At 71.6% G+C, this 26,366-nt stretch carries 22 protein-coding genes and 1 riboswitch; of the genes, 7 read left to right on the top strand and 15 right to left on the bottom strand.

The annotated features are described in order from the left end of the window. Nucleotides 1–134: 134 nt before the first annotated feature. Nucleotides 135–902 carry a phosphoribosylaminoimidazolesuccinocarboxamide synthase gene (gene purC / locus J2S22_RS14810; RefSeq protein WP_201160186.1) on the bottom strand — a complete coding sequence of 256 codons (768 nt, stop codon included), beginning with the start codon at nt 900–902 and terminating at the stop codon, nt 135–137. Between the two features lie 342 nt (nt 903–1,244). Here purC and J2S22_RS14805 point away from each other — a divergent pair, with 342 nt between their 5' ends. Beyond that, complete coding sequence (locus J2S22_RS14805; RefSeq protein WP_272778024.1) at nt 1,245–1,568, top strand: DUF1476 domain-containing protein; 324 nt, start codon at nt 1,245–1,247, stop codon at nt 1,566–1,568. A 90-nt stretch (nt 1,569–1,658) separates the two neighbouring features. On the opposite strand, the gene J2S22_RS14800 is transcribed toward J2S22_RS14805, so the two are convergent. The 4 genes from J2S22_RS14800 to J2S22_RS14785 form a co-directional block, all read right to left on the bottom strand. Then, nucleotides 1,659–2,219, bottom strand: a complete 561-nt coding sequence (locus J2S22_RS14800) for a cytochrome b (protein WP_272778025.1) — start codon at nt 2,217–2,219, stop codon at nt 1,659–1,661. 128 nt (nt 2,220–2,347) lie between these two features. After that, the gene (locus tag J2S22_RS14795) at nt 2,348–3,544 is read right to left on the bottom strand and encodes a TrmJ/YjtD family RNA methyltransferase (protein ID WP_272778026.1); all 1,197 of its coding nucleotides are present in this window, start codon (nt 3,542–3,544) and stop codon (nt 2,348–2,350) included. A 43-nt stretch (nt 3,545–3,587) separates the two neighbouring features. Further along, complete coding sequence (locus J2S22_RS14790; protein ID WP_272778027.1) at nt 3,588–3,938, bottom strand: YkgJ family cysteine cluster protein; 351 nt, start codon at nt 3,936–3,938, stop codon at nt 3,588–3,590. 121 nt (nt 3,939–4,059) lie between these two features. Then, nucleotides 4,060–4,269, bottom strand: a complete 210-nt coding sequence (locus J2S22_RS14785) for a cold-shock protein (protein ID WP_272778028.1) — start codon at nt 4,267–4,269, stop codon at nt 4,060–4,062. 664 nt (nt 4,270–4,933) lie between these two features. On the opposite strand from J2S22_RS14785, the gene J2S22_RS14780 reads away from it, so the two are divergent. Continuing rightward, nucleotides 4,934–7,156 carry an NADP-dependent isocitrate dehydrogenase gene (locus tag J2S22_RS14780; protein WP_272778029.1) on the top strand — a complete coding sequence of 741 codons (2,223 nt, stop codon included), beginning with the start codon at nt 4,934–4,936 and terminating at the stop codon, nt 7,154–7,156. Nucleotides 7,157–7,431: 275 nt separating this feature from the next. After that, on the top strand, nt 7,432–7,911 hold the full coding sequence (locus J2S22_RS14775) for a DUF3455 domain-containing protein (protein ID WP_307155841.1): 480 nt from the start codon (nt 7,432–7,434) through the stop codon (nt 7,909–7,911). Between the two features lie 12 nt (nt 7,912–7,923). Here the strand turns inward: J2S22_RS14775 and J2S22_RS14770 are convergent, their stop codons facing one another. The 5 genes from J2S22_RS14770 to J2S22_RS14750 all read right to left on the bottom strand — a co-directional run bounded on the left by J2S22_RS14770 (nt 7,924) and on the right by J2S22_RS14750 (nt 12,407). Next, nucleotides 7,924–8,493, bottom strand: coding sequence for a carboxymuconolactone decarboxylase family protein (locus J2S22_RS14770; RefSeq protein WP_272778031.1), 570 nt, complete (start codon nt 8,491–8,493; stop codon nt 7,924–7,926). Nucleotides 8,494–8,495: 2 nt separating this feature from the next. After that, nucleotides 8,496–9,332 (bottom strand): alpha/beta fold hydrolase, encoded by an 837-nt coding sequence (locus tag J2S22_RS14765; RefSeq protein WP_272778032.1) that lies wholly within the window; start codon nt 9,330–9,332, stop codon nt 8,496–8,498. Between the two features lie 13 nt (nt 9,333–9,345). Further along, the gene (locus tag J2S22_RS14760) at nt 9,346–9,954 is read right to left on the bottom strand and encodes a DUF4286 family protein (protein ID WP_272778033.1); all 609 of its coding nucleotides are present in this window, start codon (nt 9,952–9,954) and stop codon (nt 9,346–9,348) included. Further along, complete coding sequence (locus J2S22_RS14755; protein WP_272778034.1) at nt 9,951–10,790, bottom strand: alpha/beta fold hydrolase; 840 nt, start codon at nt 10,788–10,790, stop codon at nt 9,951–9,953. The genes J2S22_RS14760 and J2S22_RS14755 overlap by 4 nt, the downstream gene beginning before the upstream one ends. Before the next feature lie 78 nt (nt 10,791–10,868). Next, on the bottom strand, nt 10,869–12,407 hold the full coding sequence (locus J2S22_RS14750) for a DASS family sodium-coupled anion symporter (protein ID WP_272778035.1): 1,539 nt from the start codon (nt 12,405–12,407) through the stop codon (nt 10,869–10,871). Nucleotides 12,408–12,684: 277 nt separating this feature from the next. On the opposite strand from J2S22_RS14750, the gene pcaQ reads away from it, so the two are divergent. After that, entirely contained in the window at nt 12,685–13,647 is a 963-nt protein-coding gene (gene pcaQ, locus J2S22_RS14745) for a pca operon transcription factor PcaQ (protein WP_307155840.1), read from the top strand. Between the two features lie 34 nt (nt 13,648–13,681). Here the strand turns inward: pcaQ and J2S22_RS14740 are convergent, their stop codons facing one another. The 4 genes from J2S22_RS14740 to recA all read right to left on the bottom strand — a co-directional run bounded on the left by J2S22_RS14740 (nt 13,682) and on the right by recA (nt 21,388). Then, nucleotides 13,682–14,914 (bottom strand): cyclic nucleotide-gated ion channel, encoded by a 1,233-nt coding sequence (locus J2S22_RS14740; RefSeq protein WP_272778036.1) that lies wholly within the window; start codon nt 14,912–14,914, stop codon nt 13,682–13,684. Nucleotides 14,915–14,990: 76 nt separating this feature from the next. Then, nucleotides 14,991–17,642, bottom strand: coding sequence for an alanine--tRNA ligase (gene alaS / locus J2S22_RS14735; protein WP_272778037.1), 2,652 nt, complete (start codon nt 17,640–17,642; stop codon nt 14,991–14,993). Nucleotides 17,643–17,789: 147 nt separating this feature from the next. After that, nucleotides 17,790–19,901 carry a hypothetical protein gene (locus tag J2S22_RS14730; RefSeq protein WP_272778038.1) on the bottom strand — a complete coding sequence of 704 codons (2,112 nt, stop codon included), beginning with the start codon at nt 19,899–19,901 and terminating at the stop codon, nt 17,790–17,792. 404 nt (nt 19,902–20,305) lie between these two features. Beyond that, nucleotides 20,306–21,388: a recombinase RecA gene (gene recA / locus J2S22_RS14725; RefSeq protein ID WP_272778039.1), complete on the bottom strand. Its 1,083-nt coding sequence runs from the start codon at nt 21,386–21,388 to the stop codon at nt 20,306–20,308. 185 nt (nt 21,389–21,573) lie between these two features. Further along, nucleotides 21,574–21,778: riboswitch (cobalamin riboswitch) on the top strand. Nucleotides 21,779–21,877: 99 nt separating this feature from the next. On the opposite strand from recA, the gene J2S22_RS14720 reads away from it, so the two are divergent. From J2S22_RS14720 to cobF, 3 genes are read left to right on the top strand one after another with little or no spacing between them, the layout of a single operon-like run. After that, nucleotides 21,878–23,131, top strand: a complete 1,254-nt coding sequence (locus J2S22_RS14720) for a BLUF domain-containing protein (protein WP_272778040.1) — start codon at nt 21,878–21,880, stop codon at nt 23,129–23,131. Next, the gene (locus J2S22_RS14715) at nt 23,131–24,003 is read left to right on the top strand and encodes a hypothetical protein (protein ID WP_272778041.1); all 873 of its coding nucleotides are present in this window, start codon (nt 23,131–23,133) and stop codon (nt 24,001–24,003) included. The genes J2S22_RS14720 and J2S22_RS14715 overlap by 1 nt, the downstream gene beginning before the upstream one ends. Beyond that, entirely contained in the window at nt 24,000–24,797 is a 798-nt protein-coding gene (gene cobF, locus J2S22_RS14710) for a precorrin-6A synthase (deacetylating) (RefSeq protein ID WP_272778042.1), read from the top strand. Before J2S22_RS14715 ends, cobF begins: the two co-directional genes overlap by 4 nt. Nucleotides 24,798–24,961: 164 nt before the next feature. Here the strand turns inward: cobF and J2S22_RS14705 are convergent, their stop codons facing one another. Next, complete coding sequence (locus tag J2S22_RS14705; RefSeq protein WP_272778043.1) at nt 24,962–26,203, bottom strand: ABC transporter substrate-binding protein; 1,242 nt, start codon at nt 26,201–26,203, stop codon at nt 24,962–24,964. Between the last annotated feature and the right edge of the window lie 163 nt (nt 26,204–26,366).

Below are 26,366 nucleotides of genomic sequence, written 5' to 3'. Positions count from 1 at the left end.
CCCGGGCGCGACCGGCCCGGACAGGCGTCCGGGCACGCGCCCCGACACCGGCCCGTAAAACGAAAAACGCCGCGCGAGGGTTCGCGCGGCGTTTTCAGCCTGGGCATCGGGCGAAACGCCCGGCGAAAACCGTATCAGCCCTTCACCAGCACCGGGCCGTTGCCGATCGGCCGCTCGTTCTCGCTCATGATGCCGAGCCGGCGCGCCACCTCGGTGTAGGCCTCCAGAAGGCCGCCGAGGTCGCGGCGGAAGCGGTCCTTGTCGAGCTTCTCGTTCGACTTGATGTCCCACAGCCGGCAGGAGTCGGGCGAGATCTCGTCGGCGACGACGATCCGCATCATGTCGTTCTCCCACAGCCGGCCGCATTCCATCTTGAAGTCGACCAGACGGATGCCGACGCCGAGGAAGAGGCCGCACAGGAAGTCGTTGACCCGGATGGCCAGCGCCATGATGTCGTCGATCTCCTGGGGCGTCGCCCAGCCGAACGCCGTGATGTGCTCCTCCGACACCATCGGGTCGCCGAGCGCGTCGTTCTTGTAGTAGAATTCGATGATCGAGCGCGGCAGCTGGGTGCCTTCCTCGATGCCGAGGCGCTGCGACAGCGAGCCGGCGGCGACGTTGCGCACCACCACCTCGAGCGGAATGATCTCCACCTCGCGGATGAGCTGCTCGCGCATGTTCAGCCGGCGGATGAAGTGCGTCGGCACGCCGATGTCGTTCAGGTGCTGGAACAGGTACTCGGAGATGCGGTTGTTCAGCACACCCTTCCCTTCGATCACCTGATGCTTCTTGGCGTTGAAGGCGGTGGCGTCGTCCTTGAAGTGCTGGATCAACGTTCCCGGCTCCGGGCCCTCGTACAGGACCTTCGCCTTGCCTTCGTAGATGCGGCGGCGGCGGCTCATGGGGGTGTACCGTGGCTTGAGAAAATCCATAGGGTGCCGTGGCTCCGAGTTCCGGGTTCAAGGCCCGCGGCGTCTTCGAGCATACGCGAGACACGCTCGTCACGATTCCTGCGGACCGTATCCGAAGGGGGCGGCGAGCACAATCGACATAGACCGCCGGGGCGGCCCGTGCAATGAGGACTTGTGCGAGCGTCGAGGCGCCCTTGACCGTATCCGGACGGTGTGCAAGGCGCGTTTGCGACCAAAATCCGGCGAGATTTCTGCCGGGCGAAAGCACGGCAGCAACGACTGCAAGAACGACTGCGAGCACGACCGAGAGCAGATGACGTTACGAGGGACGCCATGAATACTTTCGACGACCGCGAGAAGACCCACGAGAAGAAGTTCGCCCACGACGAGGAACTTCGTTTCAAGGCGACGGCCCGGCGCAACAAGATGCTCGGCCTGTGGGCGGCCGAGAAGCTGGGACTGACCGGCGCCGAGGCCGAAGCCTACGCCAAGGAGGTGGTGGTCGCCGACTTCGACACGCCCGGCGAGGACGACGTCTTCCAGAAGCTGCGGCAGGATTTCGACGCCAAGGGCGTCAGCCAGTCCGACCACCAGATCCGCCGCACCATGCTGGAGCTGATGGACCAAGCCGTGGAGTCCGTGAAGGCCTCGAAATAGGCTGGTTCCGGGCGCGGCGGACGGCCGCGCCCCGCCTCCGCAGGACGCCGACCGGCGGCGTCCCGCGGCCTCTCTCGCCGACGGCCGGGCTCAGGGCCGCTCGGGCGCCGGGCCGATCATCCGCCGCAGCGTGGGATCGTGGAACACGAAGTGGTGCACGAGCGCCGCCACCGCATGCAGGAAGGCGATCAGCATCAGGGCGTTCGCCAGCAGCCCGTGCCACGGCTTCAGCATGTTGGCGAAGTCGCGGTCGGGCGCCCACGGCGAGGCGATCTCGGCGAGCCCGAACACCGGCAGCGGTCGGCCGCGCGCGAACACGATGGCGATGCCGATCAGCGGGACGGCGAGCAGCAGCAGATAGCTGAGGCCGTGGGCCGAGGCGGCGGCGATCTCGCCGAGCCGGCCGAGCGGGGTCTTCGGCATCGGCGGCGCCGGATCGGCGAGCCGCCAGAGGATGCGGGCGGCCAGGAGCGCCAGGATCGCCAGGCCGAAATTGAAGTGCAGGAACATGGCGGTCGCCCGCGCCGCTCCGTCCGGAAGCCCGCCACGGAACATGCCGATCGCCCACGCGGCGATCACCAGGACCACCGTGAGCCAGTGGAACAGGCGCGCCATCGCGCCGTAAGCCTCGTAAGAATTGCGCAGAGCCATCGCAATCGACCTCGTGTCCGGACAACCCGTTCCGGAATGGATAGCAGGAAGTGAATACGTATGGGCCGGCGGCGCCGCGATCGCCTTGATTCAGAGCAAGGCGGGCGGCGACGCGCCGCGGCGAGGCGTCACAGGCCGAGCGCGGCCGCGAGGTTCTCCAGCGCGGCCGCGGCGTCCGCCTCGACCGTGGCGGCGTCGAGCGGCACCACGCGATAGTCGCGCGCGGCGAGCCAGGCGCGCTTCTCCGTGCGGGCCTGCGCCGCCTCCACCGCCTCGTCGGCGGGCGCGATGTCGATGACGACACGCAGCGGGAAAGAGACCAGGTCGGCGATGTGCGGGCCGACCGGCACCTGCCGCTTGAAGCCGCGGCCGGCGAAGCGGCGGTCGGCGACGAGCACGGCCCACAGGGCACGCTCCGCCTCGGTCGGGTTGCGGCGCAGGAGCCGCGACAGCCCGCGCACCGGGCCGCGCTCGGACGGCACGCGTCCGTCGCCGTGCTCGGCCAGCAGCCGGCGCAGCAGCGCCGCCTCGTCGCCGTCCAGGACCCCGCCCCGCGCCGGGCCCTTGCGGCCTTCGGCGATCGCCATGACGACGCCGTGCAGCGTCTGGATGTCCTGCCGGGTCGGCTGCATGCGGGAGAAGATGTTGCGCAGGTTGACCGTCATGGTCTCGCGCTTCTCCGGCGGCCGGAAGAACTCGACCTTCTCGAGCTCGCGCTCGAGATTGGTGAAGAAAGCGTGAATCTGCTCCTTCGGGGCCGGACCGGAGCGCACCGGCATGCCGAACGGCAGGCCGGTGCCGGCGTGCTTGAACCACTCGTAGGCGACCAGCGCCACCGCCTGGGCGAGATTGAGCGACGCGAAGGCGGGATTGACCGGAAACGTGACGATGGCGTCGGCGAGCCCGACCTCGTCGTTCTCCAGGCCGTTGCGCTCGCGGCCGAACACCACGGCCGTGGTCTCGCCGCCGGCGACCAATGGCACCAAGCGCTGCGCCGCGGCCTCGGGCGAGACGACCGGCTTCGCCTGGTCGTGGCCGCGCGCCGTGCAGGCGGCGACGAAGGTGCAGTCGGCGATCGCCGCCTTCAGGTCGGGAAACAGCACGGCGTCCTCGAGCACCCGGTCGGCGCCGGCCGCCATCATCCGGGCCTTGTCGTTCGGCCAGCCCTGCCTGGGCGCGACGAGGCGCAGCCGCGACAGGCCGAAATTCGCCATCACGCGCGCCGCCGCGCCGATGTTCTCGCCGATCTGCGGCTCGACCAGCACGATCACGGGGCCCGGGGCGACCACCCAGGTCTTGGTCTTGTCGGTTCCGGCGCCGGGCATCGTCTCGGGATTCTCGAACAGGGGCTCGCGGGGGCGCGTTCCCCTAGCCGATCGCGCCCCGGGTGTCGACCGCGGTCGGCAGCCCCCAGCGCGCGCGCGCGATCAGGCATTCGGGGTCGCCGGGCTCGCACTCGCGGCACACCAGGGGCCGCACCGCGTAGACCGAGCAGGCCGTGGCCTTGCCGACCTCGCCGGCGAGCGCCGTGCAGCGGTCGCCCTCGCAGCGCATCCGGCCGGCGCCGTCGTCGACATGGGCGGCCGGGATGCGGGCGAGGTCCGCTTCGGTTTCCAGCGAGAAGCGCGGCCATTCGGCCGAGGTGGCGCAGCAGGCCCCGCAGGCCTGGCACGACCACTCCGGCCGGTGTGCCGGGCCATCGTCGTTCGGGTCGATCACGGCGCGAGCCCCGAAAACGTGAAAAGCCGCCCGGAAGGCGGCTTCTCTCGGCTCGTGCGAGCCATGGGTCGAGCCCCTCCGGCCGCCCGCGAGGGGCTGGCCGGCGGGTCGACGCGTCGGATCACGCCGCCTGGATGGTGCCGACGGCGATCTTGCCGGTGCGACGATCGGCCTGGGTGTCGAACTCGACCTTCTGGCCCTCGTGCAGGCTGCGCAGGCCGGCGCGCTCGAGCGCGGTCGCGTGGACGAACACGTCCTTGCTGCCGTCGTCCGGCGCGATGAAGCCGTAGCCCTTCTGGTCGTTGTAGAACTTCACGGTGCCCCGGGTCATGGGAGCGTCCTTTCGCTGTGCGTATGCAGGTGGTCCGGTCCCGTGCACGCACGGTCCGGTCCGGTGTCTCGATCTTTGGAGAGAGTCTGAACGTGCGCCCGCATTCAGCGAAGGCGAAACGGCCCGATTGTCCGGCCAAATGTCGATGCGCGTTTATACACCTCGGCGGGCCCCCGCACAAGCCGGAGTCGAGCACCGTTCTTCCGGCAAGAGCCGCAGGTCATCCGGCAAAAGCCGCGGGCCGGCCGGTGTCGGACCCGGCTCGCCGAGACGGCGGTCCGCCGTTCACAGGATGGCGATCGCGGCCCTGAAGGTGCGAACCGCTATTTCAGTGGCAAGCCACGAGAATAATTTCAGATTTTTCGACGGACCCGGTCCGGGCGGCCGGATTCGGGCCGTTTGCCCCGCCGTGCGAATCTTGCTTCATAATTCCGATTGCCGGCTTTCACAGCCGGGTCGCGGATGCTATACGGCGCCCGCTGGACGGGGGCGCACGCCCCCTGCCGGGTGTCCTGCAGCGGCGTGGCGCTGGGGGACGCGGCGGCGAGACCGATTCCTGCGAGGGCGCGAGGGAGACGCCAGACCCCCGCGCCGTCAATGCTCTGCTTCCGCTCGGCCCAACTTTCCGCTCGGCCTGAACAAGGCGACGACCAGAGGTGCAAGCATGCCTGATCTCGAAATCGTGTGGACGAAGGTCGACGAAGCCCCGGCGCTCGCGACCTATTCCCTGCTGCCGATCGTCGAAGCCTTCGTCGGCGCGGCAGGCGTGTCCATGAAGCTCAAGGACATCTCGCTGGCCGGCCGGATCATCGCCAACTTCCCCGAGAAGCTCACCCCGGCGCAGCGGATCAACGACGAGCTCGCCGAGCTCGGCGAGCTGGCGACCCGGCCCGAAGCCAACATCATCAAGCTGCCCAACATCTCCGCCTCGATCCCGCAGCTCAAGGCCGCGATCAAGGAGCTGCAGAGCAAGGGCTACGACGTCCCGGACTATCCGGACAATCCGACGACGGACGCCGAGAAGGAGATCAAGGCCCGCTACGCCAAGGTGTTCGGCAGCGTCGTGAACCCGGTGCTGCGCGAGGGCAACTCCGACCGCCGCGCCGCCGGCGCCGTGAAGCAGTACGCCCGCAAGAACCCGCACAAGATGGGCGCCTGGAGCAAGGACTCCAAGTCGCACGTCGCCACCATGCCGGCCGGCGACTACTACGGCTCGGAGGTCTCGACCACGGTCCCGGCGGCGACCGACGCGCGCATCGAGCTGGTCGGCAAGGACGGCACCGTCACGGTGCTGAAGGCGAAGACGCCGCTCCAGGCCGGCGAGATCATCGACGCGGCGGTGATGAGCCGCAAGGCGCTGCGCGCCTTCTTCGCCGAGCAGATCGAGGACGCGAAGAAGCAGGGCGTGCTGTTCTCGCTGCACGTCAAGGCGACGATGATGAAGATCGCCGATCCGATCGTCTTCGGCCATGTCGTGGCCGAGTTCTTCGCCGACGTGATCGAGAAGCACGCCGCCACCCTGAAGACGCTCGGCGTCAATCTCAACAACGGCTTCGGCGATCTCCTGGCGAAGATCGAGACGCTGCCGGAGGCCGAGAAGAAGGCGATCAAGGACGACATCGCGGCCGAGTACGCGAAGCGTCCGGGCCTCGCGATGGTCAACTCCGACAAGGGCATCACCTGCCTGCACGTGCCTTCGGACGTGATCGTCGACGCGTCGATGCCGGCGATGATCCGCGACTCGGGCCGCATGTGGGGCGCCGACGGCAAGCTGCACGACACCAAGGCCGTGATCCCGGATCGCGCCTATGCGACGCTGTACCAGGCGGTCATCGAGGACTGCAAGGCGAACGGGGCGTTCGATCCCACGACCATGGGCTCGGTCCCGAACGTCGGCCTGATGGCGCAGAAGGCCGAGGAGTACGGCTCGCACGACAAGACGTTCGAGGTGCCCGCCGACGGAACGGTCCGGGTCGTCGCCGCGGACGGCACGGTGCTGGTCGAGCGCCCGGTCGAGACCGGCGACATCTTCCGCATGTGCGAGGTCCGCGACGCGCCGATCCGCGACTGGGTCAAGCTCGGCGTCCGCCGCGCCCGCCTCACCAACACCCCGGCGGTGTTCTGGCTCGACAAGAACCGCGCGCACGACGCCCAGGTCATCGCCAAGGTCGAGACCTACCTGAAGGACGAGGACACGTCGGGGCTCGACATCCGCATCCTGGCGCCGGTCGAGGCGATGAAGTTCTCGCTCGAGCGCATCCGCAAGGGCCAGGACACGATCTCGGTCACCGGCAACGTGCTGCGCGACTACCTCACCGACCTGTTCCCGATCATGGAGCTCGGCACCTCGGCCAAGATGCTGTCGATCGTGCCGCTGCTGGCGGGCGGCGGGCTGTTCGAGACCGGCGCCGGCGGATCGGCGCCCAAGCACGTTCAGCAGTTCCAGGAGGAAGGCTATCTGCGCTGGGATTCGCTCGGCGAGTTCCTGGCGCTCGGCGCCTCGCTCGAGCATCTGGCCCAGACCTACAAGAACGCCAAGGCCCAGGTGCTCGCCGACACGCTCGACACGGCGATCGGCAAGTTCCTCGAGAACAACCGCAATCCGGCCCGCCGGGTCGGCGAGATCGACAACCGCGGCAGCCATTTCTACCTCGCCCTCTATTGGGCGGAAGCGCTGGCCGCCCAGACCGAGGACGCGGCGCTGCAGGCCCGCTTCAAGCCGCTGGCCGAGACGCTCGCCAAGAACGAGACGAAGATCAACGCCGAGCTGATCGCCGCGCAGGGCAAGCCGGTGGACACCGGCGGCTACTACGTGCCGGACGACGCCAAGACGTCGGCCGCGATGCGGCCGAGCCCCACCCTGAACGCCGCGATCGCGGCGCTCTGAGGGGCGGGCGGCACGACCGCCTGTCGGGTCGAAAGGGCGCGCTCCGGCGCGCCCTTTTTTTTGCGCCGTCGTCGCGGCACCAAACGGCAATGGCCGGTCCTTGCTGACGCGCCCGATCGCCGGCCGGTCGTTCCGGCCGGCGCGAGGCACCGGCCCCTGATCCGCCGGACCGGCGGCTCGCGATCACGACAGCGCGACTTGCCCGCAACGAAACCGGGTGATCTCTTCCCGGCACCATCGCTGGAGGAGTCCCCCCGATGCCGCCGATCCGATCCGTGATCCCTGCCCTCGTCGTCGCGACGCTCGCCGGCGCGGCGCGCGCCGAGTTGCCGGCGGCGATCGAAGCGCCCGGCCTGAGCCCGGTTCTCACCGTCGGCGCCGCCGGCGCCCAGATCTACGAGTGCAAATCCGGCCAGGACGGCAAGCTCGCCTGGACGTTCCGCGAGCCGGTGGCATCGCTGATGCGCGACGGCGCCACGGTCGGCCGGCACTATCGTGGCCCGACCTTCGAGCACCAGGACGGCAGCGCCGTGGTGATCAAGGCGGTGGCCAGCGCCCCGTCGCCGGACGGTGCGATCCCCTGGCTGAAGGCCGACGCGGTGGAGAAGCGCGGCGCCGGCGTCCTGGCGGACGTCGTCCAGGTGCAGCGGATCAACACGCGCGGCGGCGTGCTGCAGGGAGCGTGCGAGACGCCCGGCGCCGTGCAGGGCGCCGCCTACACGGCCGACTACGTCTTCCTGCGCAAGGCGCCGTGACGCCCCGCGGGGTCACGACGCCGGCGCGGCCGGCCCGAACGGATCGACTCCCGCCGCGCCTCCGGCGGCGGGAATGTCGAACACGTTGATGGTCATCGAGATCAACGCGTAGTAGCCGAGCAGGCCGGTCAGATCGACGACGCCGTCTTCGCCCAGCGTCCCGACGGCACGGGCGTAGAGGGCGTCGTCGATCCTTCCGGCGGCGTAGAGGGTGGTGACGAATGCGTGCACCAGCGCCTCGTCGTCGCGTTCGAAGCAGGGCGTCGCGCCGACCCGGATCGCCTCGACGACCGCCTGGTCGAGGCCGGCGGCGATCGCGACCGGCGCGTGCGCGGCCCATTCGTAGGCGGCACGCCAGTGGCGGCCGGTCAGCAGGATGGCGAGCTCCGAGAGCCGCGGCGGCAGGCAGGTCTCGTAGCGGCAGTAGCGGCCCAGCGCCTGGGCCGGCTCGGCGAGGGCGGCGCGGCGCAGCCAGACGGCGATCGGCCCCCGCACCCCCTTGCGTGGGCCGCCGGCGACCGTTTCGTAGACGGCCTTCTGATGAGGATCGAGTGTCGCCGGATCGAGCGGGCCGAGCCGCATGGTCAAATCTCCGTCCGCACCGGAGCGGCCGTCGGCAGCCCTGACAGAATGGCGTCGAGCACCGCCTGGTACTCATCCGGACGCTCCAGGTTCGGCAGGTGCCCGGCCGCCGGCACCGTGACGAAGCGGCTGCCGGGGGTGACTCGCGCCATCTCGGCCATCACGGACGGCAACAGCCCGTCCTTCTCCCCGACGACGTAGTGAACCGGAACCGTCAGCCCAGGATAGTCAGCGCGGAAATCGTAGGACTGCAGGGCGCGGGCGCATCCGACATAGCCGGTAACCGGCGTCGCCGCGATCATCTCGGCGACGAGCGCCGCGTTGGCGGGCTGCCGCAGCGGAAAGTCCGGCAGGAACCAGCGCGAGACCGTGGGCTCGACCAGCGCGGCCATGCCGCTCGTCTCGGCCAGCGCGATCCGCTCGCCCCAGGCCGCCATCGCGGTCGGCGGCGCGGTCCACTGCCCGTCACAGGCGACCACGGCGCGACAGCGCGACGGCGCCACGGCGGCGCAGCGCAGCACCGTGACGGCGCCCATGGAGACGCCGACCAGGACCGCGGTCTCGACGCCGACATGGTCGAGCAGCGCGACGAGGTCGGCGGTCAGCGCGCAGAAGTCGGTGCCGGCCGGCGGCGGCGCCGAGCCGCCGTGGCCACGCTGGTCGTAGCGCAGGATCCGGAAGCGGTCCTTCAGGGCGTCCACCTGCTGGTTCCACATCCGCAGATCCGTGGCCAGCGAGTTGCTGAGTACCAGCCAGGGGGCGCCGGCCGGACCGTCGAGCCGGACGCGAAGCGACGTGCCGTTCACGGCGGCCGTGAACGTATCTGCTCTCGTGAGCATCTCGAATCCCCGATCAGTACCCGGACGTGCGGAAATACGGCGCATAGAGATTGAAGGTCCGGGCGCCGCGGCCTTCCACCCGGGCGACCGGGCCGAGATCGGCGCGGACCACCGGCGCATCGAACGTCACGAACAGCCAGACGAGCGCGGTCTCGCCCTTGTCAACGGCGAACACGCGGACCTGGACGGCGCCCGGAAGATCGCCCGCTGTCCGGCGGAGCGCCCGCGCGAAGGAGGCCACCTCGCCCTGCGGGCAGGCCCACTCGGCGGCGAGCAGACGCGACACGGCCGGCCCCTGCGCCTGCAGGGACGGCTGGTCGCCCACCGCCACAGCGACGTGGCGCTGCCGGCCGATGGTGCGGGCCAGCACCCGCTTGCTCCAGGGCGTCGAGTTCGCGCCTGACACCGCCTTGTACTCGGGCGTGGTGACGGCCGCCGCGGACGTCATGTCGTAGACGGCGATCCAGCGCGGCCAGCCGTCCAGGCACACCCAGCGCGAGGCCGATTCGAAGCCCGGCAGCCTGGCGCGCTGGGGAAAATGCTCGGTATCGTACCAGTCGTCGAACTCCTCCGCCAATCCGGGCGGCGGCTCCATGGTCACGATCAGCAGGGCACGTGTCACGATAGGACTCCTCGAGCGAACAGCCGCGGACTGGACCGCCGGACGATGAACTCGCCGGCGAGCGCGGCGACGGTGGTCGGATTCTGGTAGGGCAGCAGATGGGCGCCCTCGATCTCGGCGAACTGGCTGTCGGGAATGCTGGCCGCGAGCTCGCGGATCAGCGCCGGCGGGCGCACTCGGTCGTGGCGCCCGGCAATGCAGAGCACCGGGCAGCGCAGACGGCGGGCCGTCTCGGCGGTTCGGGTCGCCGCCAGGGCGCGGTTGGCCTGCGCGTAGCAGCGCGGATCGTTCTCCAGCATCGCCGACCGGTAGCGGGCGAACGCCGCGCCGTCGCCGCGGACCTCGGGCGGATACGAGCGCTCCAGACTGCTGTCGACGACGACCGCCATGCCGTCGCGCTCGACCTCGTCGGCGCGGGCGCACAGGCCGGCCGCGCGCTGCTCGTCCATGGCGACGGCAGGCGAGCAGAGCACCAGCCCGCCCACGTCGGCGGACCGCGACGCCAGCGTCACCGCCATCGGGGACGCCGCCGCCACGGTGAGGAGCCAGAACGCCCCGCGATGCCCGGCGGCGGCGAGCACGTCCTGCAGATCGAGAATCTGGTTCTCCAGGTCGTAGCCGTCCGCCACCCTGACGGAGCGGCCGTGACCGCGCTGGTCGTAACGCAGCACGGTGAAGATCGGGCGTAGCGCCGCCGCCACTCCGTCGAGGCTGGCGAGCGAGCCGCCCAGTTCGTGGACGAGGACCACCAGCGGACCGCGGCCGGCCCGCACCCAGTGCAGGCCGCGCGGCGACGCCCCTGTGTCGGCCTCGCAGCCGGAATCGATCGTCGACATGAGAAAGTCCGTGTTGTCTCGGAACAGCCGTGCAGGATCGGAGGCGGCCGCCGGAGGGCGGCGCGCCGTCGCATCCGCTCACATCCAGCCGAGCATCGGCCAGTAGAACAGGGCCATCAGGATCATCAGGGCGTAGCCGACGATCGTAATCGCGACTCCCGACATGATGAACTGGCGGCTGTTGAACGCCCCGGTCGCCATTGCCACGATGTTGGGGGCGCCGTTGATCGGCAGAATGAAGCCGAAGCTCATGATGTAGCCGAGGAACATCGTCATCCCGAGCTGATTGATGCCGTCGATCGTCTGCAGCATCGCGATGATGATCGGCATGAACGCGGCCGTCAGGCTGGTGACGCTGGCGAAGCCGATGTGGACGACGATGAGGAACAGGCTGCCGATCATGAACACGCCGAACGGCCCGTAGGACGTGATATTGGTGGCAGTGGCGAGCCAGTGGCCGAGCCATTGGCCGGCGCCGGTCGCGAGGAGGGCGGAGCCGAGACCGAGGCTGGCGCCGAACACCACGATCGTGCCCCAGGCCGTGCGCTGCTGCAGCTCCTTCCAGGTCATCACGCCGTAGCCCGGTGCCAGCAGGAGGGCGAGACCGGCGAGCGTGGTGGCCGTCGTGTTGAAGTTGTGCAGCGTCTTCTCCGTCATCCAGAAGCCGAGCAACACCACGGTCACCAGGAGAAGGCGCTTCTGCGGGCCGGTCATCGGCCCCATCTCCTCGAGCGTCTTGGCGATGACGCTCCGGCCGCCGGGCAGCTCCTCCACCTCGGGCGGGAAAAGGCGGGTGACGACCAGATAGAGCACCACCGACATTCCGAGCGACCACGGGATGCCGGCGACGAACCATTCGGCCCAGGTGACGCGCTGGTGCAGCAGCGTGTCCATGAAGCCGACCATCAGGAGGTTCTGGGCAGCGCCGGTCTGCACCGCGATGTTCCACAGCTGGGTGGTGTGCGGCACCACCAGCATCAGGGCGGCGGCGAGATTGGAGTTGAGACCGGTGCCGAAGGCCGAGATGAGGCCGATGACGATCGGCAGCATGCAGGCGGTGCGCGCCGTGCCGCTCGGCACCATGAAGGCGAGCAGCGCGACGACGACGATGATGCCGACGATGATGCGACGGCTGGAGGCACCGACCTTCGAGAGGATCGTGTAGGCGATCCGTTTGTCCAGGCCGGTGATGATCATGGCGGTGGAGATGAACAGCGCCGCCGCCACCATGATGAAGCCCGAGTTGGAGAAGCCCGACATCGCGGCGTTGAGCGCCTTAGCGGTGCCGAACGCCCTGCCGGTGCCGCCCGGTCCGGCCGAGGCCATGCCGACCAGGAAGGTGAGCACGACCGAGATGAACAAGGCGCTGACCTCGTAGCTGACCGCCTCGGTCAGCCACAGCACGATGGCGAAGGCGAGCACCGCGATCATGTGCAGGCCGGCGCGGCTCAGGCCGTCCGGCAGCGGCAGCATGCAGATGCCGACGAGAACGACGAGGGCCGCGCCCAGCGACAGCATCGACGAGGTGGAGAGCGACGTCCCGGGGGCGGGCGTCGCCGCAGCCGGGGATTGCGTCGCCGCGCCGCCCGGAGGAACCGTTCCGACAGTGAACGTCATGGCCATGTCTTCGACAGTGTGGGGACAGGTGGGACGCCGGAACCGCCTTGCGGTCGATCCCGGCGCCATGGCGGTGTCGGGGGTGATCGGAGCGGCGGCCGGGGAGCGACCGACGCGGACACGGATGGCCGGGAATGCTGCCGAGAGAGTCGAGAGCCGAGACGCTGGTCACGGCGCCCGACTCTCACCGGCGACACCATCGCGATGAGAGGACGCTTAAGAGCTCTTGCAATTCATGTAAAATGAGCTATTCGACCGTCTATATAACTCTGAGGTTATGATGCGCCGGCGCGACGACATTCTGGACCCGCGGATCAGGCTGCGGCACCTCACCTGTTTCCTCGAAGTGACCCGGCTCAAAAGCGTCGGCCGCGCCGCCGAGCTGCTGGGCGTGACCCAGCCGGCCGTCTCCAAGACCCTGCACGAGCTGGAGGACATCCTGGGCGTTCCGCTGTTCGACCGGACCCGGCGAACCCTGGTTCCGACCGGCTACGGCGAGGTGTTCCTGCGATACGCCGGAACCAGCCTCGCGACCCTGAAGCAGGGCGTCCGATCGCTGACCCGCACCGAACCGGTGGCGGCGATCGGGGCTGCCGGCACGGTCTCGGGCAGCATCCTCCCGGCCGCGATCCGGCAGTTCAGCACGCAGGGCTTCGCGGTGACGCTGCGGGTCGTCGACGGACCGTTGTCGGTTCTCGTGTCGCAGCTCCGGGACGGGGATGTCGACCTCGTGATCGGCCGCATGGCGGAGCCCGATTCGATGCGGGGACTGTCGTTCGAGCCGCTGTATTCCGAGGAGATCGCGGTCGTCGTACGGCCGGGCCATCCGCTCCTCACACCCCCTCTTCTCGACGTGGGGGCGCTCGGCGACTTTCCGGTGCTGCTGCCGCCGGCCGGCTCGATCGTACGGCCGACCGTCGACCGCTTTCTCACCGCGCATGCGATCGGGCCGTTCCCGAGCATGATCGAGACGGTGTCGGCCGCGTTCGCACGGAGCTACGTCCGGATGACGGACGCGATCTGGATTATCTCGTGGAGCAATGCAGCCGGCGACGTCGAACAGGGAACGCTGGTCCGCCTGCCGATCGACACCTCCGACACGATGGGTCCGGTCGGCTTCACCACCCGGACCGACATGGTGCCGTCGCTGGCGGTCCAGATGGTCGCCCAGGCGGTCCGCAACGTCGTTGCCGTGCGGTTCGCCGAAGGCATCGACGCCTGGGGCCGCTCGCCGGCGTGATCCGCCCAGTCGACGCCGGAACCCGAAGGTCGGTTCAGTCTGCCTTGTGCTCCCGCCCCTGGGCGATCTCCTCGCCGACCAGATCGCCGCGCCTGCCGACGATGTCGGCGCCGACCCGCTCGCGCACCACCTCCTGGATGCGCTCGGCGATGCGCGGGTCGCGCTCCATCAGGCGGCGCAGGTCCTCGCCGTCGAGCACCAGCAGGTTGGCGCGGGTGAGGGCCGTGACGGTCGCGGAGCGGTGGGCGCGGCGCAGGAGCGCGATCTCGCCGAAGAAGTGGCCGACCCCGAGCGTGATATGGCGGCCCTTGAGGTCGATGTCGACGGCGCCGCGGGCGATGAAGTACATCGAGTGGGCCGGATCGCCGACCCGCACGATGACGTCGCCGGCGTCGACGGTCTGGGCCCGCAGGTAGCGCATGATGTCGGCGATGGCGGCGGCGTCGAGCCCGGCGAACAGCGGCACCCGCGCCACCATGCCCCAGGTGACGACGAAGTCGCGGCGGTGGATCTCCTCGGCGAAGGCGGTCGCGATGATGCCGACCGGCATCGCCACCATGGCCATCGCCATCAGGATGGTGGCGCCGGCGATCACCTTGCCGATCGGCGTCACCGGCACCACGTCGCCGTAGCCGATGGTGCCGAGCGTCACGAAGGCCCACCAGATCGCGTCCGGGATGGTGCCGAGCCGGTCCGGCTGGACGTGGCGCTCGGCCAGGTACATCAACACGGCGGCGAACAGCGTTGTGCCGAAGAAGATGACGAGGCAGGCGGCGAGCGCCCGGCGCTCGTTGTAGAGGGCGTCGAGCAGCGAGCGCATGCCCGGCGAGTAGCGGCCGAGCTTGAGGAAGCGCACCACCCGGAAGACCAGGATGACGCGCAGATCCTCCGGCACCGCGAAGATGAACCAGAACGGCAGGATGGCGAGCAGGTCGACGATGCCGACCGCGCTGGTGGCGTAGCGCCAGCGCGCCTGGCCGGGCGACAGCGCGCGGGTCAGCGCGTGCTCGGGCGCGCTCCAGATGCGCAGCGCGTACTCGGCCGTGAACACGACGATGGAGACGATCTCGATCGTCACGAAGGCCGGGTGCCAGCGGGCGTCGATGTCCGGCACCGACTCCAGCACGACGCCGATCAGGTTGAGCAGGATCAGCAGAATCAGCGTGCGGTCGACCAGGACGCTGGCACGGTCGGCGCCGACGCCGTGGTCGAGGATCTCGCCGACCCGCCGTCTCAGCTCGCTCGCACGCCTGGCACGCGCCCGCATGGTGCGCCCCTCCCGCGGAGCGTCCATCATCATGGCCGAGCGACGTTACCGCGGCGTCACCGTCACAGCTGCGACGTCACCCCTGCCCGATCGCCGCCGCGATCGCGTCGAGCGCCGCGTCGGCCTTGCCGCCGTCCGGACCGCCGGCCTGGGCCATGTCGGGCCGGCCGCCGCCGCCCTTGCCGCCCAGCGCCTCGGCGCCCTTCTTCACCAGATCCACGGCGCTGAAGCGGCCGGTGAGATCGGCCGTCACGCCGACCACCAGGCCGGCCTTGCCCTCGGCCGTGACGCCGACGAAGGCGACCACGCCGGAGCCGACCTGCTTCTTGCCGTCGTCGGCGAGGCTCTTGAGGTCCTTGATCTCGATGCCGGAGACGGCACGCCCGAGGAACTTGACCCCACCGAGGTCGCGGACGCCGTCGTCCGCCCCGGCCTTGCCGCCGCCGCCCATGGCGAGCTTGCGGCGGGCGTCGGCGAGCTCGCGCTCGAGCAGCTTCTTCTCGTCGAGCAGCTTGGTCACCTGCTCCTCGACCTGGGCCGGCTGCACCCGGATCAGCTGGCCGAGCGCGGCGACGCGGCGGTCGGCCTCGCTCAGGCGGCGGCGCGCGGCCGCGCCGGTCATCGCCTCGATGCGGCGCACGCCGGCGGCGACGCCCGCCTCCTGGTCGATATAGACGAGGCCGATGTCACCGGTGCGCTTCACATGAGTGCCGCCGCACAGCTCGACCGACCAGCCGAGCGCGTTGGACGCCTCGCCCATCGCCACCACCCGCACCTCGTCGCCGTACTTCTCGCCGAACAGGGCGCGGGCGCCGGACGCGATGGCGTCGTCGACCGCCATCAGGCGGGTGACGACGGGCGTGTTCTCCAGCACCTGGGCGTTGGCGATCTCCTCGACCCGGGCGATCTCCTCGTCGGACATCTTCTTGGGATGCGAGAAGTCGAAGCGCAGCCGGTCGGGCGCCACCATCGAGCCCTTCTGCGCGACGTGATCACCGAGCACGAGGCGCAGCGCCTCGTGCAGCAGATGGGTCGCCGAATGGTTGCGGCGGATGTCGGAGCGGCGCGCGTGGTCGACCTCGAGCGCGAGCGCCATGCCGGGCTTCAGGGTCCCCTCCTCCACGGTGCCGGAATGGACGAAGAGGTCGCCGGCCTTCTTGTTGGTGCCGGTGACGCGGAAGCGCACGCCGTCGCCCGTCATCGTCCCGGTGTCGCCGACCTGGCCGCCGGACTCGCCATAGAACGGCGTCTGGTTGAGGACGACGGCACCGGTCTCGCCGGCCTTCAGCTCGGTCGCCTGGACGCCGTCCCTGACCAGCGCCAGCACCTCGCCCTCGGCCGTCTCGGTCTCGTAGCCGAGGAACTCGGTCGCCCCGAGATTCTCGCGCAGCGCGAACCAGACCGTCTCGGTCGCCGCCTCGCCGGAGCCGGCCCACGAGGCGCGCGCCTTGGCGCGCTGCTGCTCCATCGCCGCGTTGAAGCCGGCCGTGTCGACCTCGACGCCGCGCGACTTGAGCGCGTCCTGCGTGAGGTCGAGCGGGAAGCCGTAGGTGTCGTACAGCGTGAAGGCGACCTCGCCCTTGAGCTTGTCGCCGCGCGCGAGATCGCGCGCCTCGTCCTCCAGGATGGCGAGTCCGCGCTCCAGCGTCTTGCGGAAACGCGTCTCCTCCAGGCGCAGCGTCTCGGTGATCAGCGCCTCGGCCCGCACCAGCTCCGGATAGGCCTGGCCCATCTCGCGCACCAGCACCGGGACGAGCTTCCACATCAGCGGCTCGCGGGCGCCGAGCAGCTCGGCGTGGCGCATGGCGCGGCGCATGATGCGACGGAGCACGTAGCCGCGGCCCTCGTTGGAGGGCAGCACGCCGTCGGCGATCAGGAACGACGACGCACGCAGGTGGTCGGCGATGACCCGGTGCGAGGCTTTCATCGGGCCGTCGGCGTCGACGCCGGTGCGGTCGACCACGGCCTGGATCAGCGCCCCGAACAGGTCGATGGCGTAGTTGTCGTGGGTGCCCTGCAGCACCGCGGCGATGCGCTCCAGCCCCATGCCGGTGTCGATCGACGGCCGCGGCAGGTCGAGCCGCCGGTCCGGCAGCTGCTCGTACTGCATGAACACGAGATTCCAGATCTCGATGAAGCGGTCGCCGTCCTGGTCGGGCGAGCCGGGCGGGCCGCCCGGGATGTGGTCGCCGTGGTCGTAGAAGATCTCCGAGCACGGGCCGCACGGCCCGGTGTCGCCCATCGCCCAGAAATTGTCCGAGGAGGCGATGCGGATGATGCGGCGATCCGGCAGGCCGGCGATCTTCTTCCACAGAGTGAAGGCGTCGTCGTCGTCCGCGAACACCGTGATGGTGAGGCGGTCGGCCGGCAGGCCGTACTCCTTGGTGACCAGGGTCCAGGCGAGCTCGATAGCCCGCTCCTTGAAGTAGTCGCCGAAGGAGAAATTCCCCAGCATCTCGAAGAAGGTATGGTGGCGCGCCGTGTACCCGACATTGTCGAGGTCGTTGTGCTTGCCGCCCGCCCGCACGCATTTCTGCGCCGTCACGGCGCGGCTGTAGGGGCGCTTCTCGAGGCCGGTGAAGACGTTCTTGAACTGCACCATCCCGGCATTGGTGAACATCAAGGTCGGGTCGTTGCGCGGGACGAGCGGCGAGGACGGCACGATCTCGTGGCCGTTCTTCGCGAAGAAGTTCAAGAACGCAGACCGGATGTCGTTGACGCCGCTCATCGAAAGCTCTGTTCCTGGTGACGCGCGACCGCGCCTCCCCGGGCGAGCTAAGCGACGGTCCTGCCTTTGCAATTCACGGTCGTTTTAGCGGTGCGGCTCGGGGCTGTCCAGGACGGCGGCGCCGGCGCCGCCGGCGCGGCACGCAGATCAGTCCCGCCGGGCGGAATCCGGGGACGGCGTGGGGGTCGGGGACGGCGCCGGAACGGCATCGCGACGCTCCCACACCGTGACGGTGGCGGCCTGGTCCGGAACGGCGAGGCGGGCGCGCGGCACGAAGCGGGTCTGCGCCGCGACCGCGTCGAGCACCCCGAGGAAGCCGGGCTCCGGCAGGCTCTGGGCGGACAGCGGGACGTCGACCACCAGCAGCCGGTCGGCCGGGGTGGTCGCGAGCCAGCCGGCGACGGTGCGGGCGACCGCGTCACGGGGCGCCCCGGCGACCAGCCAGGGAGACTCGACCGGCACGGCGCAGCGGCAGCCGACATGCAGGGCCCAGGCGAAGAAGGGCGTGCGGCCGGTGGTCGACGCGACGCCGATCAGCCGGGCGCCGGCGAGCGCCGGCTGCGCACCGCGCACCAGCGCGAGGGCCGAGGGGCCCGGATAGCGGTTGGCCGCCGCCAGGACGGCCGTGGTCGGCGGCGCCCGCCACAGCACCGCCGCGGCCAGGACGGTGGTGGAGAGCCCCACCGCCAGCCCGGCCCGCAGCAGGAGGAGCGGCGCCTGCCGGGCGGCGAGGCCGACCAGGAGGCCGGCGCCCGCGCCGGCTCCGATCCAGACGGCAAACAACCAGGAGGCGAGGAAGCGGCCCTGATGGTACGGATGGACGGCCACGCCGGCGGCGCCGACCAGGGCGAGGACGAAGGCGGCGCGACCGCCCGGGCTCCAGCGGCGCCAGCCGAGCAGGCCGGCGACGAACAGGGCGGCCGCGGCGATCGCCGCGCCGGGGCTGGCGTGAAAGGCGGTCGCGGCGACGCCGGCATAGTAGGTCGCGCCCTGCAGCGGGTCGAAGCCGGACCCGGCCGGCGCGTTTGACGGGCCGATGAACCACAGGAAGGCCGACAGCCGCTTGGGGATCAGGAACGACACCGCGACCGGCAGCACGTGCCAGGCGAGAATCGAAAGGCCGGGCACGCCGAGGCGCGGCGCGAGCGCCGGGCGGAGCCGGATCCAGGCGATCGCCAGCCGGGCGAAGACCAACGCATAGGCGACCGTGACGAGGTTTTCGGGCGGGTAGAGGGAGACGCTGCGGCCGAAGAGGTCGAGGCTGGTCGGGCCGCGGCGGTAGAGGGCGGCGATCGCCACCGCGAGGACGAACGCGGCGATCAGCAGCGGGTCCCGGGCGAGTCCCGCGAGCACGCGGCCGGGCCGCCGCGCCGCGGCCCAGGCGAGAGCATCGCGGAGCAGCCGGCCGAGCGGCGCGCGGGCGCCGATCGCGGCCGTCACGGCGAGCGCGACCAGCACCAGGCCCCAGTAGTTGCCCTTGTGGAAGAACAGGACGGTGAGGACGATCCCGAGGGCGCGCCAGCGCGCCCGGTCCGCGGGGGCGTCCATGGCGCGGGCGAAACAGAGCAGCGCCAGGGCCGAGAGCGCGGCGCCGAGTCCCTCCAGCATGACGTCCGCACCGAGCAGCGCGAAGGCCGGGCTCGACAGCGCCAGCGCCCCGGCGACCGCCGCCGCGACGGCGGCGGACGCGCCGGCGGCGGGTGCCGGATCGGCCGATCCGGTCCGGGGCGGGTCGAGCAGCCGGCGCGCCAGCATCGCGGTCAGGATCACGGTGGCGCTCCAGCCGAGGAGGCTCGGCAGGATGGCGAGCCGGTGGTCGAGGCCGCCGACCAGCAGCACGCCGGAGAGAACGAGGCCGTTCACCGGCGGCCACACCACCGCCTTGGCGAGGTGGGACACGAAGGCGACCGGGTCGCCGCCGCGCAGCGCGAGGGCAAGGTCGAGGCCGAAGCCGAAATGACCGTTGCGGTCGTGGTGGACGTCGACCCACAGCGCGTCGGGAGCGGCCGCATAGGCGAGAAACGTCGCGACCGCCGTGGCCAGGGCGATCGCCGCCACGGCCGCGACCGCGATCCAGCCGAGCGCGCCGAGCCGGGACGGGCCGGCGGGCGGGGCCGCGCCGGGCCGTGCGGTCGCGGTGCTCCACAGCCCGCCGAGCACCGGGGGCTCGGCCGCCGGCCCGCCGGCGCCGAAGACGCCGGCCGGCCGGGCCGGCCGGACGGCGGCCGGATCGGCCGAAGCTCGGGGTGTCGTCCACATGCCGCCGGCCTAGCGGAGGAGCGTCCGCGGGGCAATCCCGACGGGCCGGGCACCCGCCCGGCCTCCCGGCGCCGAGGCGGCGGGTCTCCGAGGCAACGGGGGACCTGGGGGGCGGGGAGCGGGGCCCGGATCGACTGCCGCGGGCTCGCGCGCCGCGGATCAGAACGCGACCACGTCGCGGGGCGGACCTCGGGATCGCGGGACCGCCTCCGGACCACGGCGGGTCCGAACGTCTCCGCCCACGGTCCGGGGACCGCCGGGCGGAGACGTCCGCTGGCCATCCCACCACGGAGGCTCAGCTCTCGAAGACAGGACGGAGCGCGCTCCGTCCCGCTGCGGGTGGATCGCGCTCCGGTCGTCCATACCGGCGCCGCCCGCGAGGCGGCGGCTCGAAGGCGGGAGGCCTACTCCTCCGCGCCCTCCTCGTCGTCCGCCTCGGGCTCGCCGGCGAGGATCTGCTCGGCGATCAGGCCGGCGTTCTGACGGATCGCCTGCTCGATCTTGCCGGCGACGTCGGGATTGTTGCGCAGGAACGCCTTGGCGTTCTCGCGACCCTGACCGATGCGGGTCGAGTCGTAGGAGAACCAGGCGCCCGACTTCTCGACCAGCCCGGCCTTGACGCCGAGGTCGATGATCTCGCCGAGCTTGGAGACGCCCTCGCCGTACATGATGTCGAACTCGACCTGCTTGAACGGCGGGGCGAGCTTGTTCTTCACCACCTTGACGCGGGTCTGGTTGCCGGTGACCTCGTCGCGCTCCTTGATGGCGCCGATGCGCCGGATGTCGAGCCGCACCGAGGCGTAGAACTTGAGCGCGTTGCCGCCCGTCGTGGTCTCGGGCGAGCCGTACATCACACCGATCTTCATGCGGATCTGGTTGATGAAGATCACCATGGTGTTGGAGCGGCTGATCGACGCCGTCAGCTTGCGCAGCGCCTGGCTCATCAGCCGCGCCTGCATGCCGGGCTGGGCGTCGCCCATGTCGCCCTCGAGCTCGGCGCGCGGCACCAGGGCGGCGACCGAATCGACCACCAGCACGTCGACGGCGCCCGAGCGCACCAGCGTGTCGGCGATCTCCAGCGCCTGCTCGCCGGTGTCCGGCTGCGAGATCAGAAGGTCGTCGAGATTGACCCCCAGCTTGCGCGCATAGACCGGATCGAGGGCATGCTCGGCGTCGACGAAGGCGCAGATGCCGCCCTTCTTCTGCGCCTCGGCCACGGTGTGCAGCGCCAGCGTCGTCTTGCCCGAGGATTCCGGCCCGAAGATCTCGACCACGCGGCCGCGCGGCAGCCCGCCGACCCCGAGCGCGATGTCGAGGCCGAGCGAGCCGGTCGACACCGTCTCCACCTCGAGCGGCTTGGTCGACTTGCCGAGCCGCATGATCGAGCCCTTGCCGAAGGCGCGCTCGATCTGGGTGAGCGCGGCATCCAGGGCCTTGGTCTTGTCCATGGAGGTATTCTCTACGACTCGCAGGGGGGCCGACGCCATCAACGCCTCCTCTATGCCCGGGATTCGGAGGGTCGACAACGCAAGCCGCGCCTCCATGTCCCTATGTACACCATCTGTTCTCCGTTCGCAATATGTTCCCGAAGGCGCCACCGCCTTCGCTACCAACCCTGACGCGGAACCACCGCAGATTGCCGCGCTCCGGCTTGACGCCGGCCTCCGGGGGTGGAGAATTGCCGGGTCGTGGTCCTCCGGGTGCGATCCCGGAGGCGAAGAGGGAATCCGGTGAGCGTCGCGCGAATCCGGAGCTGCCCCCGCAACTGTGAGCGGCGAGCCGCTGTCGACCGAAGCCACTGACGGGATGCCGTCGGGAAGGCGAGACAGGGGTGACGACCCGCGAGCCAGGAGACCTGCCACGACGGACGACGTTCACGGGCGGGGTGCACCGGCGGAACGCATGGGTGGGCGCCGTCCTGCGCGTCCGCGTCCCTGCGCCCGCCCTCTCCCCGCCGCAGCGAGGCGGGGATCTCGATGCCGACCGACACCACCGATTCGACCGAAGGACCGGGTGCGCGAGCCCCGGATCCGCGAGGCTCCGGCGCTCCCGGCACCGGGGCCGGACGCCCGCGCGCCGAGGGCCCGCGGGCCGAAGACGCACTCGCCCCACTCCATCCGACCGCGGAACCGGAGCCGCCGCCGCCCGGCGCCCTGCTCTCGCTCGCCTTCCGCACCCGGGCGGCGGCGGCCGACGCGACCGCCCTGCAGGCCGGGCTCGCGGCAACGGGCGAGCGGCTCCGCGGCCTCGGCATCGGCGGGCTGCTGCTGCACGACCGCGGCACCGTCTTCCACTGGCTCGAAGGACCGCCCGACGCGGTGCGGGCGATCTGGCGCGCGGCGCGCACCGATCCGCGGCTGGCGGCCGCCGAGCTGCTCGGCGAAAGCCCGACGCCGGTTCGGATGTTCGGCGACCTGCAGATCCTCGGCCGCGGCGCCGACGCGCCGGAGGCGGGCGGCAGCGACCTCGACGCCATCGTGGCCGACCTCGCCGCCTGCGCGATGGCCGGCGCGGGCCGGGCCGTGGAATCGCTGCTCGACGGCGAGCTGCGCGCCGGCCGTGACCTGCGGACGCTGCGCGGCGCGATCATCGAGCCGGCGGCGCGGCGGATCGGCGACTGGCGCGAGGCGGACCACTGCTGCGACATGGAGACGACGCTGGCGCTCGCGCATCTGCAGCAGGGCGCCCGCCGGCTCGGCGCGGCGGTGCCGCCGGACGGATCGCCCGCGGCCGCCGCCCGCACCGCGCTGGTCGCCGCCCACCGGGCGGAGCCGAGCGTGCTCGGAGTGACGCTGGTCGGCGACGTCTTCCGCGATGCCGGCTGGTGCGTCGAGGTCGCCTTCCCGCACGACGCCGCGGATCTGTGCGCGGCGGTGCGGGCGGAGCCCTGCGACGTGCTCGTGCTGCTGCTCGGCGACATCGCCCGCCATCCGGCCGCGCTCGACGGCGTCGCCGCGCACATCCGGGCCGCCCGCGCCGCGGCGGGCGCCCGCGATCTCGTCGTGCTGGTCGGCGGCCGCATCGCGCTCGACCGCCCGGACAGCCTCGCCGCGATCGTCGGCGCCGATGCCGCCTTCACCACGGCGCCCGACGCGATCGAGAAGGCCGCCGACCTGCTCGGGCGGCGGGCCGCGCGGCAGTCTCCGGCAGGCCGCCCGGCCGGCCGATCCGAGACCGAACCGCCGCGCCGTCCGGCGGAGATCCCACCCGGCTGGTTCTGGGTGCGCTGATGGACACCGTGCCCGATCGCGCCGCCCGCGCCGCCGACCGCGGCGGCGAGGCCGGCTCCCCGGCGGCGATGCCGCGCGCCGGCGGAGCCGCCGGCTTTCACACGCGGCGTTCGGCGGCGATCGCGCCGCGACCGCCGCGGCCGCGGACCCGGGCGGCCGGCCTGCGGGAGCGGCTCGGCCGTGCCGTGCTGCGCTGGCTCGAGGCGGCGGCGACCTGGATCGTCCTGCGCGGCGCGCATCCGGACGCCGCGGCGCGGCGCTCCGGCCGGTGTGCTGCCACGGGGCCCGGGCTGACGACCGAACCCGACCCGCCGCCGATGACGCTCGGGCACGGCTGCCCGGGCCCCCGCATCCCGGTGGTCGCTCCCGCGGCCGGGCGCGAGGCCGGCGGCCCGGCCGACCTGCGACGGCAGGCCTGCGTGCTCGGCGAGGACGCGCACGCCGCGGCACTCGTCCGCCGGCTCATCGCCCACGGCGCCCGCACCCATGTCACGGCCGCGACCGCCGAGGATCACGCACGCCTGCAGGCGGAAGGCGCGGTGCCGCACCGCCTCGCCGACCTGCCGGCGCTGGCGCCGCGGCTCGATCTGGTCGTCTCGACCGATCTCACAAGTTTCGTCGACGGGCGTATCCTCGCCCGCCTGCCGGACCGCGCCGTGATCGTCGATCTCGCGCCGCTGCCCGGCAGCGTCGACTTCGAGACGGCGCGCCGGCTCGGCCGGCGCGTGACGTGGCGCCCCGGTCCGCCGGCCCGCCCCGGCCACACGGCCGAGGCGGACGAGCGCGCGGCGGAGCTGTGGGCCGCGGAGGTCTGGACCGCGCTCGGCCCGCTGGTTTCGGCGCGCCCCTTCGAGGAGACCCCGGCCGCATGACACAACCCCCTCCCCGCCCCGTCCGCACCGTGTCGGTCGTCGGCATCGGCTCCGGCGATCCCGACCAGATCACCCTGCAGGCGATCGACACGCTCCGCCGCTCCGACGTGGTGTTCGTTCCCGAGAAGGGCGCCGGCAAGGCCGAGCTCGCGCAGGTGCGGCAGGCGATCTGCGCCCGCTTCGCCGGCGACCGGCCGCTGCGCACCGTCGCCTATGCCGTGCCGGCCCGGCGCGACACCGGCGACTACGGCAGCGCCGTCGCCGACTGGCACACCGGCCTCGCCGCGACGTTCACGCGGCTGCTGCGCGAGGAGCTCGGCGACGGCGAGCGCGGCGCCTTCCTGGTGTGGGGCGATCCCGCCTTCTACGACAGCACCATCCGGGTGCTGAACCGGGTCGAAGCGGCGGGCGAGATCGCGCTCGCCTTCGACGTCGTCCCCGGCATCGGCAGCGTGCAGGCGCTCGCCGCGAAGCACCGCATCCCGCTCGCCGAGATCGGCGGCTCGATCCTGATCACGACGGGTCGCCGCCTCGCCGCCGGCGCGGCCGATGTCGCCGGAACCGCGGGCGCCGAGACCGTGGTGGTGATGCTCGACCGCGGCGACGGCCTGCGGGCGGTCGATCCGGATCACGAGGTGTTCTGGGGCGCCTGCCTCGGCACCGCCGACGAGCGGCTGGTCGCCGGCCGCGTCGGCGACGTGATCGACACCATCGCGCGCGAGCGGCAGGCCTGCCGCGACGCGCACGGCTGGGTCATGGACGTGTTCGTGCTGAAGAAGCCCCGCACGCCCTGACCGCGCGGCCGGCCCGCGCCGTCACGGCGTGACGAAGCGCAGCCGGCACGCTGCGGGACCGACCGAGCCGCGCCGCCGCCCGCGGGACGGTCGCAGGCGGCGAGCCGCTGTCGCGGGCGCCCGCCGACCATCATGCGTCGGGCGCCGGCCGGCGCCCGACGGCGTCAGGCGCGGCCCTGCCACGGCGGCATCGGCACGACGGGCGCGGCGACGGCGAACTCGGGCGGCAGCACCACGGTCGGGGTGCGGTTGCGGTTCTGCACCACGGCGGCCTGGATGTTGTTGTTCTGGCCCTTCTCGTCGAAGCGGATCGGGCCGCCCGTCATCACGTGCTCGGCGATGTCGGTCGCCTTCACGGCCTTCATCAGGGTCGGGCCTTCGGCCGTGCCGGCGCGCTTGAAGGCGTCCGCCGCCACCATGATGGCCTCGAACGTGAAGCCGGCGTTGAAGCAGTCGACCTCGAAGCGGTTGCTCGGATGCGCCGTCCTGAAGGCCGCGGCGAGGGCCCGGGTCACCGCCGACTTGGGATTCGCCCACGGCAGGTTGGTGATGTGGAAGTCGGCGAGCGGGCCGAGCGCCTGGTAGAACTCCTCGTCGTAGAGGCCGGGCGAGCCGGGCGAGATGATCGCCTTCGGCTCGAAGCGCTGCCGCACCATGTCGCGGATGAGCTTGATGGCGTCGGAGGAGCGCGTCGTCGACAGCACGAGCTCGGGCGCCAGCGCCCGGATCTTGGTCACCTCGACGGCGAGGTCCTGCGCCTTCGGGTCGTAGGCGATCGACTCGAGCAGGCGGAACGGCATGTCCGAGGCCGGGAACAGCTTGTCCATCGCGGCCCGCTGGGCGGTGCCGAAGGTGTCGTTGGCGTGGACGAAGACGGCGGTCTTGAACTGCACGCCGGTCGCCGCGATCAGCGCCTTGACGAGGGCGAGGCCGCTCGTCACCACCATCACGTTGGTGTGGAAGTTGCGCACCAGATACGTGTAGCCCTGCTCGGTGAGCTGCGGCACCGAGCCGATGTTGACGATCAGCGGCACCTTGCGCTGCTCGCAGATCTGGGCGATCGCCAGCGTCGCGCCGGACTCGAAGGCGCCGACCACGCACTGCGCGCCCTCCGAGATCGCCCGCTCGGCCTGGGTGCGGGCGATGTCGACGTTCGACTCGGAATCGACATGCATCAGCTCGACCGCGAAGCCGAGGTCGGCCAGCACCTTCGGGGCCACCACGGCGCCGCGGTGGCAGGCCTGGCCGGCGGCGGCGAACAGGCCCGAGCGCGGCAGCACGACGGCGACCTTGAGGGCCTTGGACTGGGCCCGCACGACGGCGGGGGCGGCGAGAACGGCACCGGCCGCGGCGGCCCCGGCCAGCACGCGGCGGCGGCTCGGCCGGGCGATGGATTGGAACGACATGGGCAATGATCCTGCAGAAACGCGTGCACGTCCGTCCCGCGACGTCCGGAACGGACCGGGAATGACCGGCCGATCCTAGCAAGCCGGCTCGCCCTTGGCATGCCATCATCTTGGGCAGCCCGGCCGGCCGCCCGAACGGCGGTGTTCCGGTCCCGGCCCGGTC

The sequence above is a fragment of the Rhodoplanes tepidamans genome (assembly GCF_030813915.1).
GTDB classification, from domain to species: domain Bacteria; phylum Pseudomonadota; class Alphaproteobacteria; order Rhizobiales; family Xanthobacteraceae; genus Rhodoplanes; species Rhodoplanes tepidamans.
This window is presented reverse-complemented; position numbering and strand designations above follow the sequence as displayed.

What these genes read in the sequence shown, in the direction of transcription:
- purC (WP_201160186.1), bottom strand. Translation starts at nt 902, where the DNA reads ATGAGCCGCCGCCGCCGCATCTACGAAGGCAAGGCGAAGGTCCTGTAC.
- J2S22_RS14805 (WP_272778024.1), top strand. Translation starts at nt 1,245, where the DNA reads ATGAATACTTTCGACGACCGCGAGAAGACCCACGAGAAGAAGTTCGCC.
- J2S22_RS14800 (WP_272778025.1), bottom strand. Translation starts at nt 2,219, where the DNA reads ATGGCTCTGCGCAATTCTTACGAGGCTTACGGCGCGATGGCGCGCCTG.
- J2S22_RS14795 (WP_272778026.1), bottom strand. Translation starts at nt 3,544, where the DNA reads ATGCCCGGCGCCGGAACCGACAAGACCAAGACCTGGGTGGTCGCCCCG.
- J2S22_RS14785 (WP_272778028.1), bottom strand. Translation starts at nt 4,269, where the DNA reads ATGACCCGGGGCACCGTGAAGTTCTACAACGACCAGAAGGGCTACGGC.
- J2S22_RS14780 (WP_272778029.1), top strand. Translation starts at nt 4,934, where the DNA reads ATGCCTGATCTCGAAATCGTGTGGACGAAGGTCGACGAAGCCCCGGCG.
- J2S22_RS14770 (WP_272778031.1), bottom strand. Translation starts at nt 8,493, where the DNA reads ATGCGGCTCGGCCCGCTCGATCCGGCGACACTCGATCCTCATCAGAAG.
- J2S22_RS14765 (WP_272778032.1), bottom strand. Translation starts at nt 9,332, where the DNA reads ATGCTCACGAGAGCAGATACGTTCACGGCCGCCGTGAACGGCACGTCG.
- J2S22_RS14755 (WP_272778034.1), bottom strand. Translation starts at nt 10,790, where the DNA reads ATGTCGACGATCGATTCCGGCTGCGAGGCCGACACAGGGGCGTCGCCG.
- J2S22_RS14750 (WP_272778035.1), bottom strand. Translation starts at nt 12,407, where the DNA reads ATGACGTTCACTGTCGGAACGGTTCCTCCGGGCGGCGCGGCGACGCAA.
- pcaQ (WP_307155840.1), top strand. Translation starts at nt 12,685, where the DNA reads ATGATGCGCCGGCGCGACGACATTCTGGACCCGCGGATCAGGCTGCGG.
- J2S22_RS14740 (WP_272778036.1), bottom strand. Translation starts at nt 14,914, where the DNA reads ATGCGGGCGCGTGCCAGGCGTGCGAGCGAGCTGAGACGGCGGGTCGGC.
- alaS (WP_272778037.1), bottom strand. Translation starts at nt 17,642, where the DNA reads ATGAGCGGCGTCAACGACATCCGGTCTGCGTTCTTGAACTTCTTCGCG.
- J2S22_RS14730 (WP_272778038.1), bottom strand. Translation starts at nt 19,901, where the DNA reads ATGTGGACGACACCCCGAGCTTCGGCCGATCCGGCCGCCGTCCGGCCG.
- recA (WP_272778039.1), bottom strand. Translation starts at nt 21,388, where the DNA reads ATGGCGTCGGCCCCCCTGCGAGTCGTAGAGAATACCTCCATGGACAAG.
- J2S22_RS14720 (WP_272778040.1), top strand. Translation starts at nt 21,878, where the DNA reads ATGCCGACCGACACCACCGATTCGACCGAAGGACCGGGTGCGCGAGCC.
- J2S22_RS14715 (WP_272778041.1), top strand. Translation starts at nt 23,131, where the DNA reads ATGGACACCGTGCCCGATCGCGCCGCCCGCGCCGCCGACCGCGGCGGC.
- cobF (WP_272778042.1), top strand. Translation starts at nt 24,000, where the DNA reads ATGACACAACCCCCTCCCCGCCCCGTCCGCACCGTGTCGGTCGTCGGC.
- J2S22_RS14705 (WP_272778043.1), bottom strand. Translation starts at nt 26,203, where the DNA reads ATGTCGTTCCAATCCATCGCCCGGCCGAGCCGCCGCCGCGTGCTGGCC.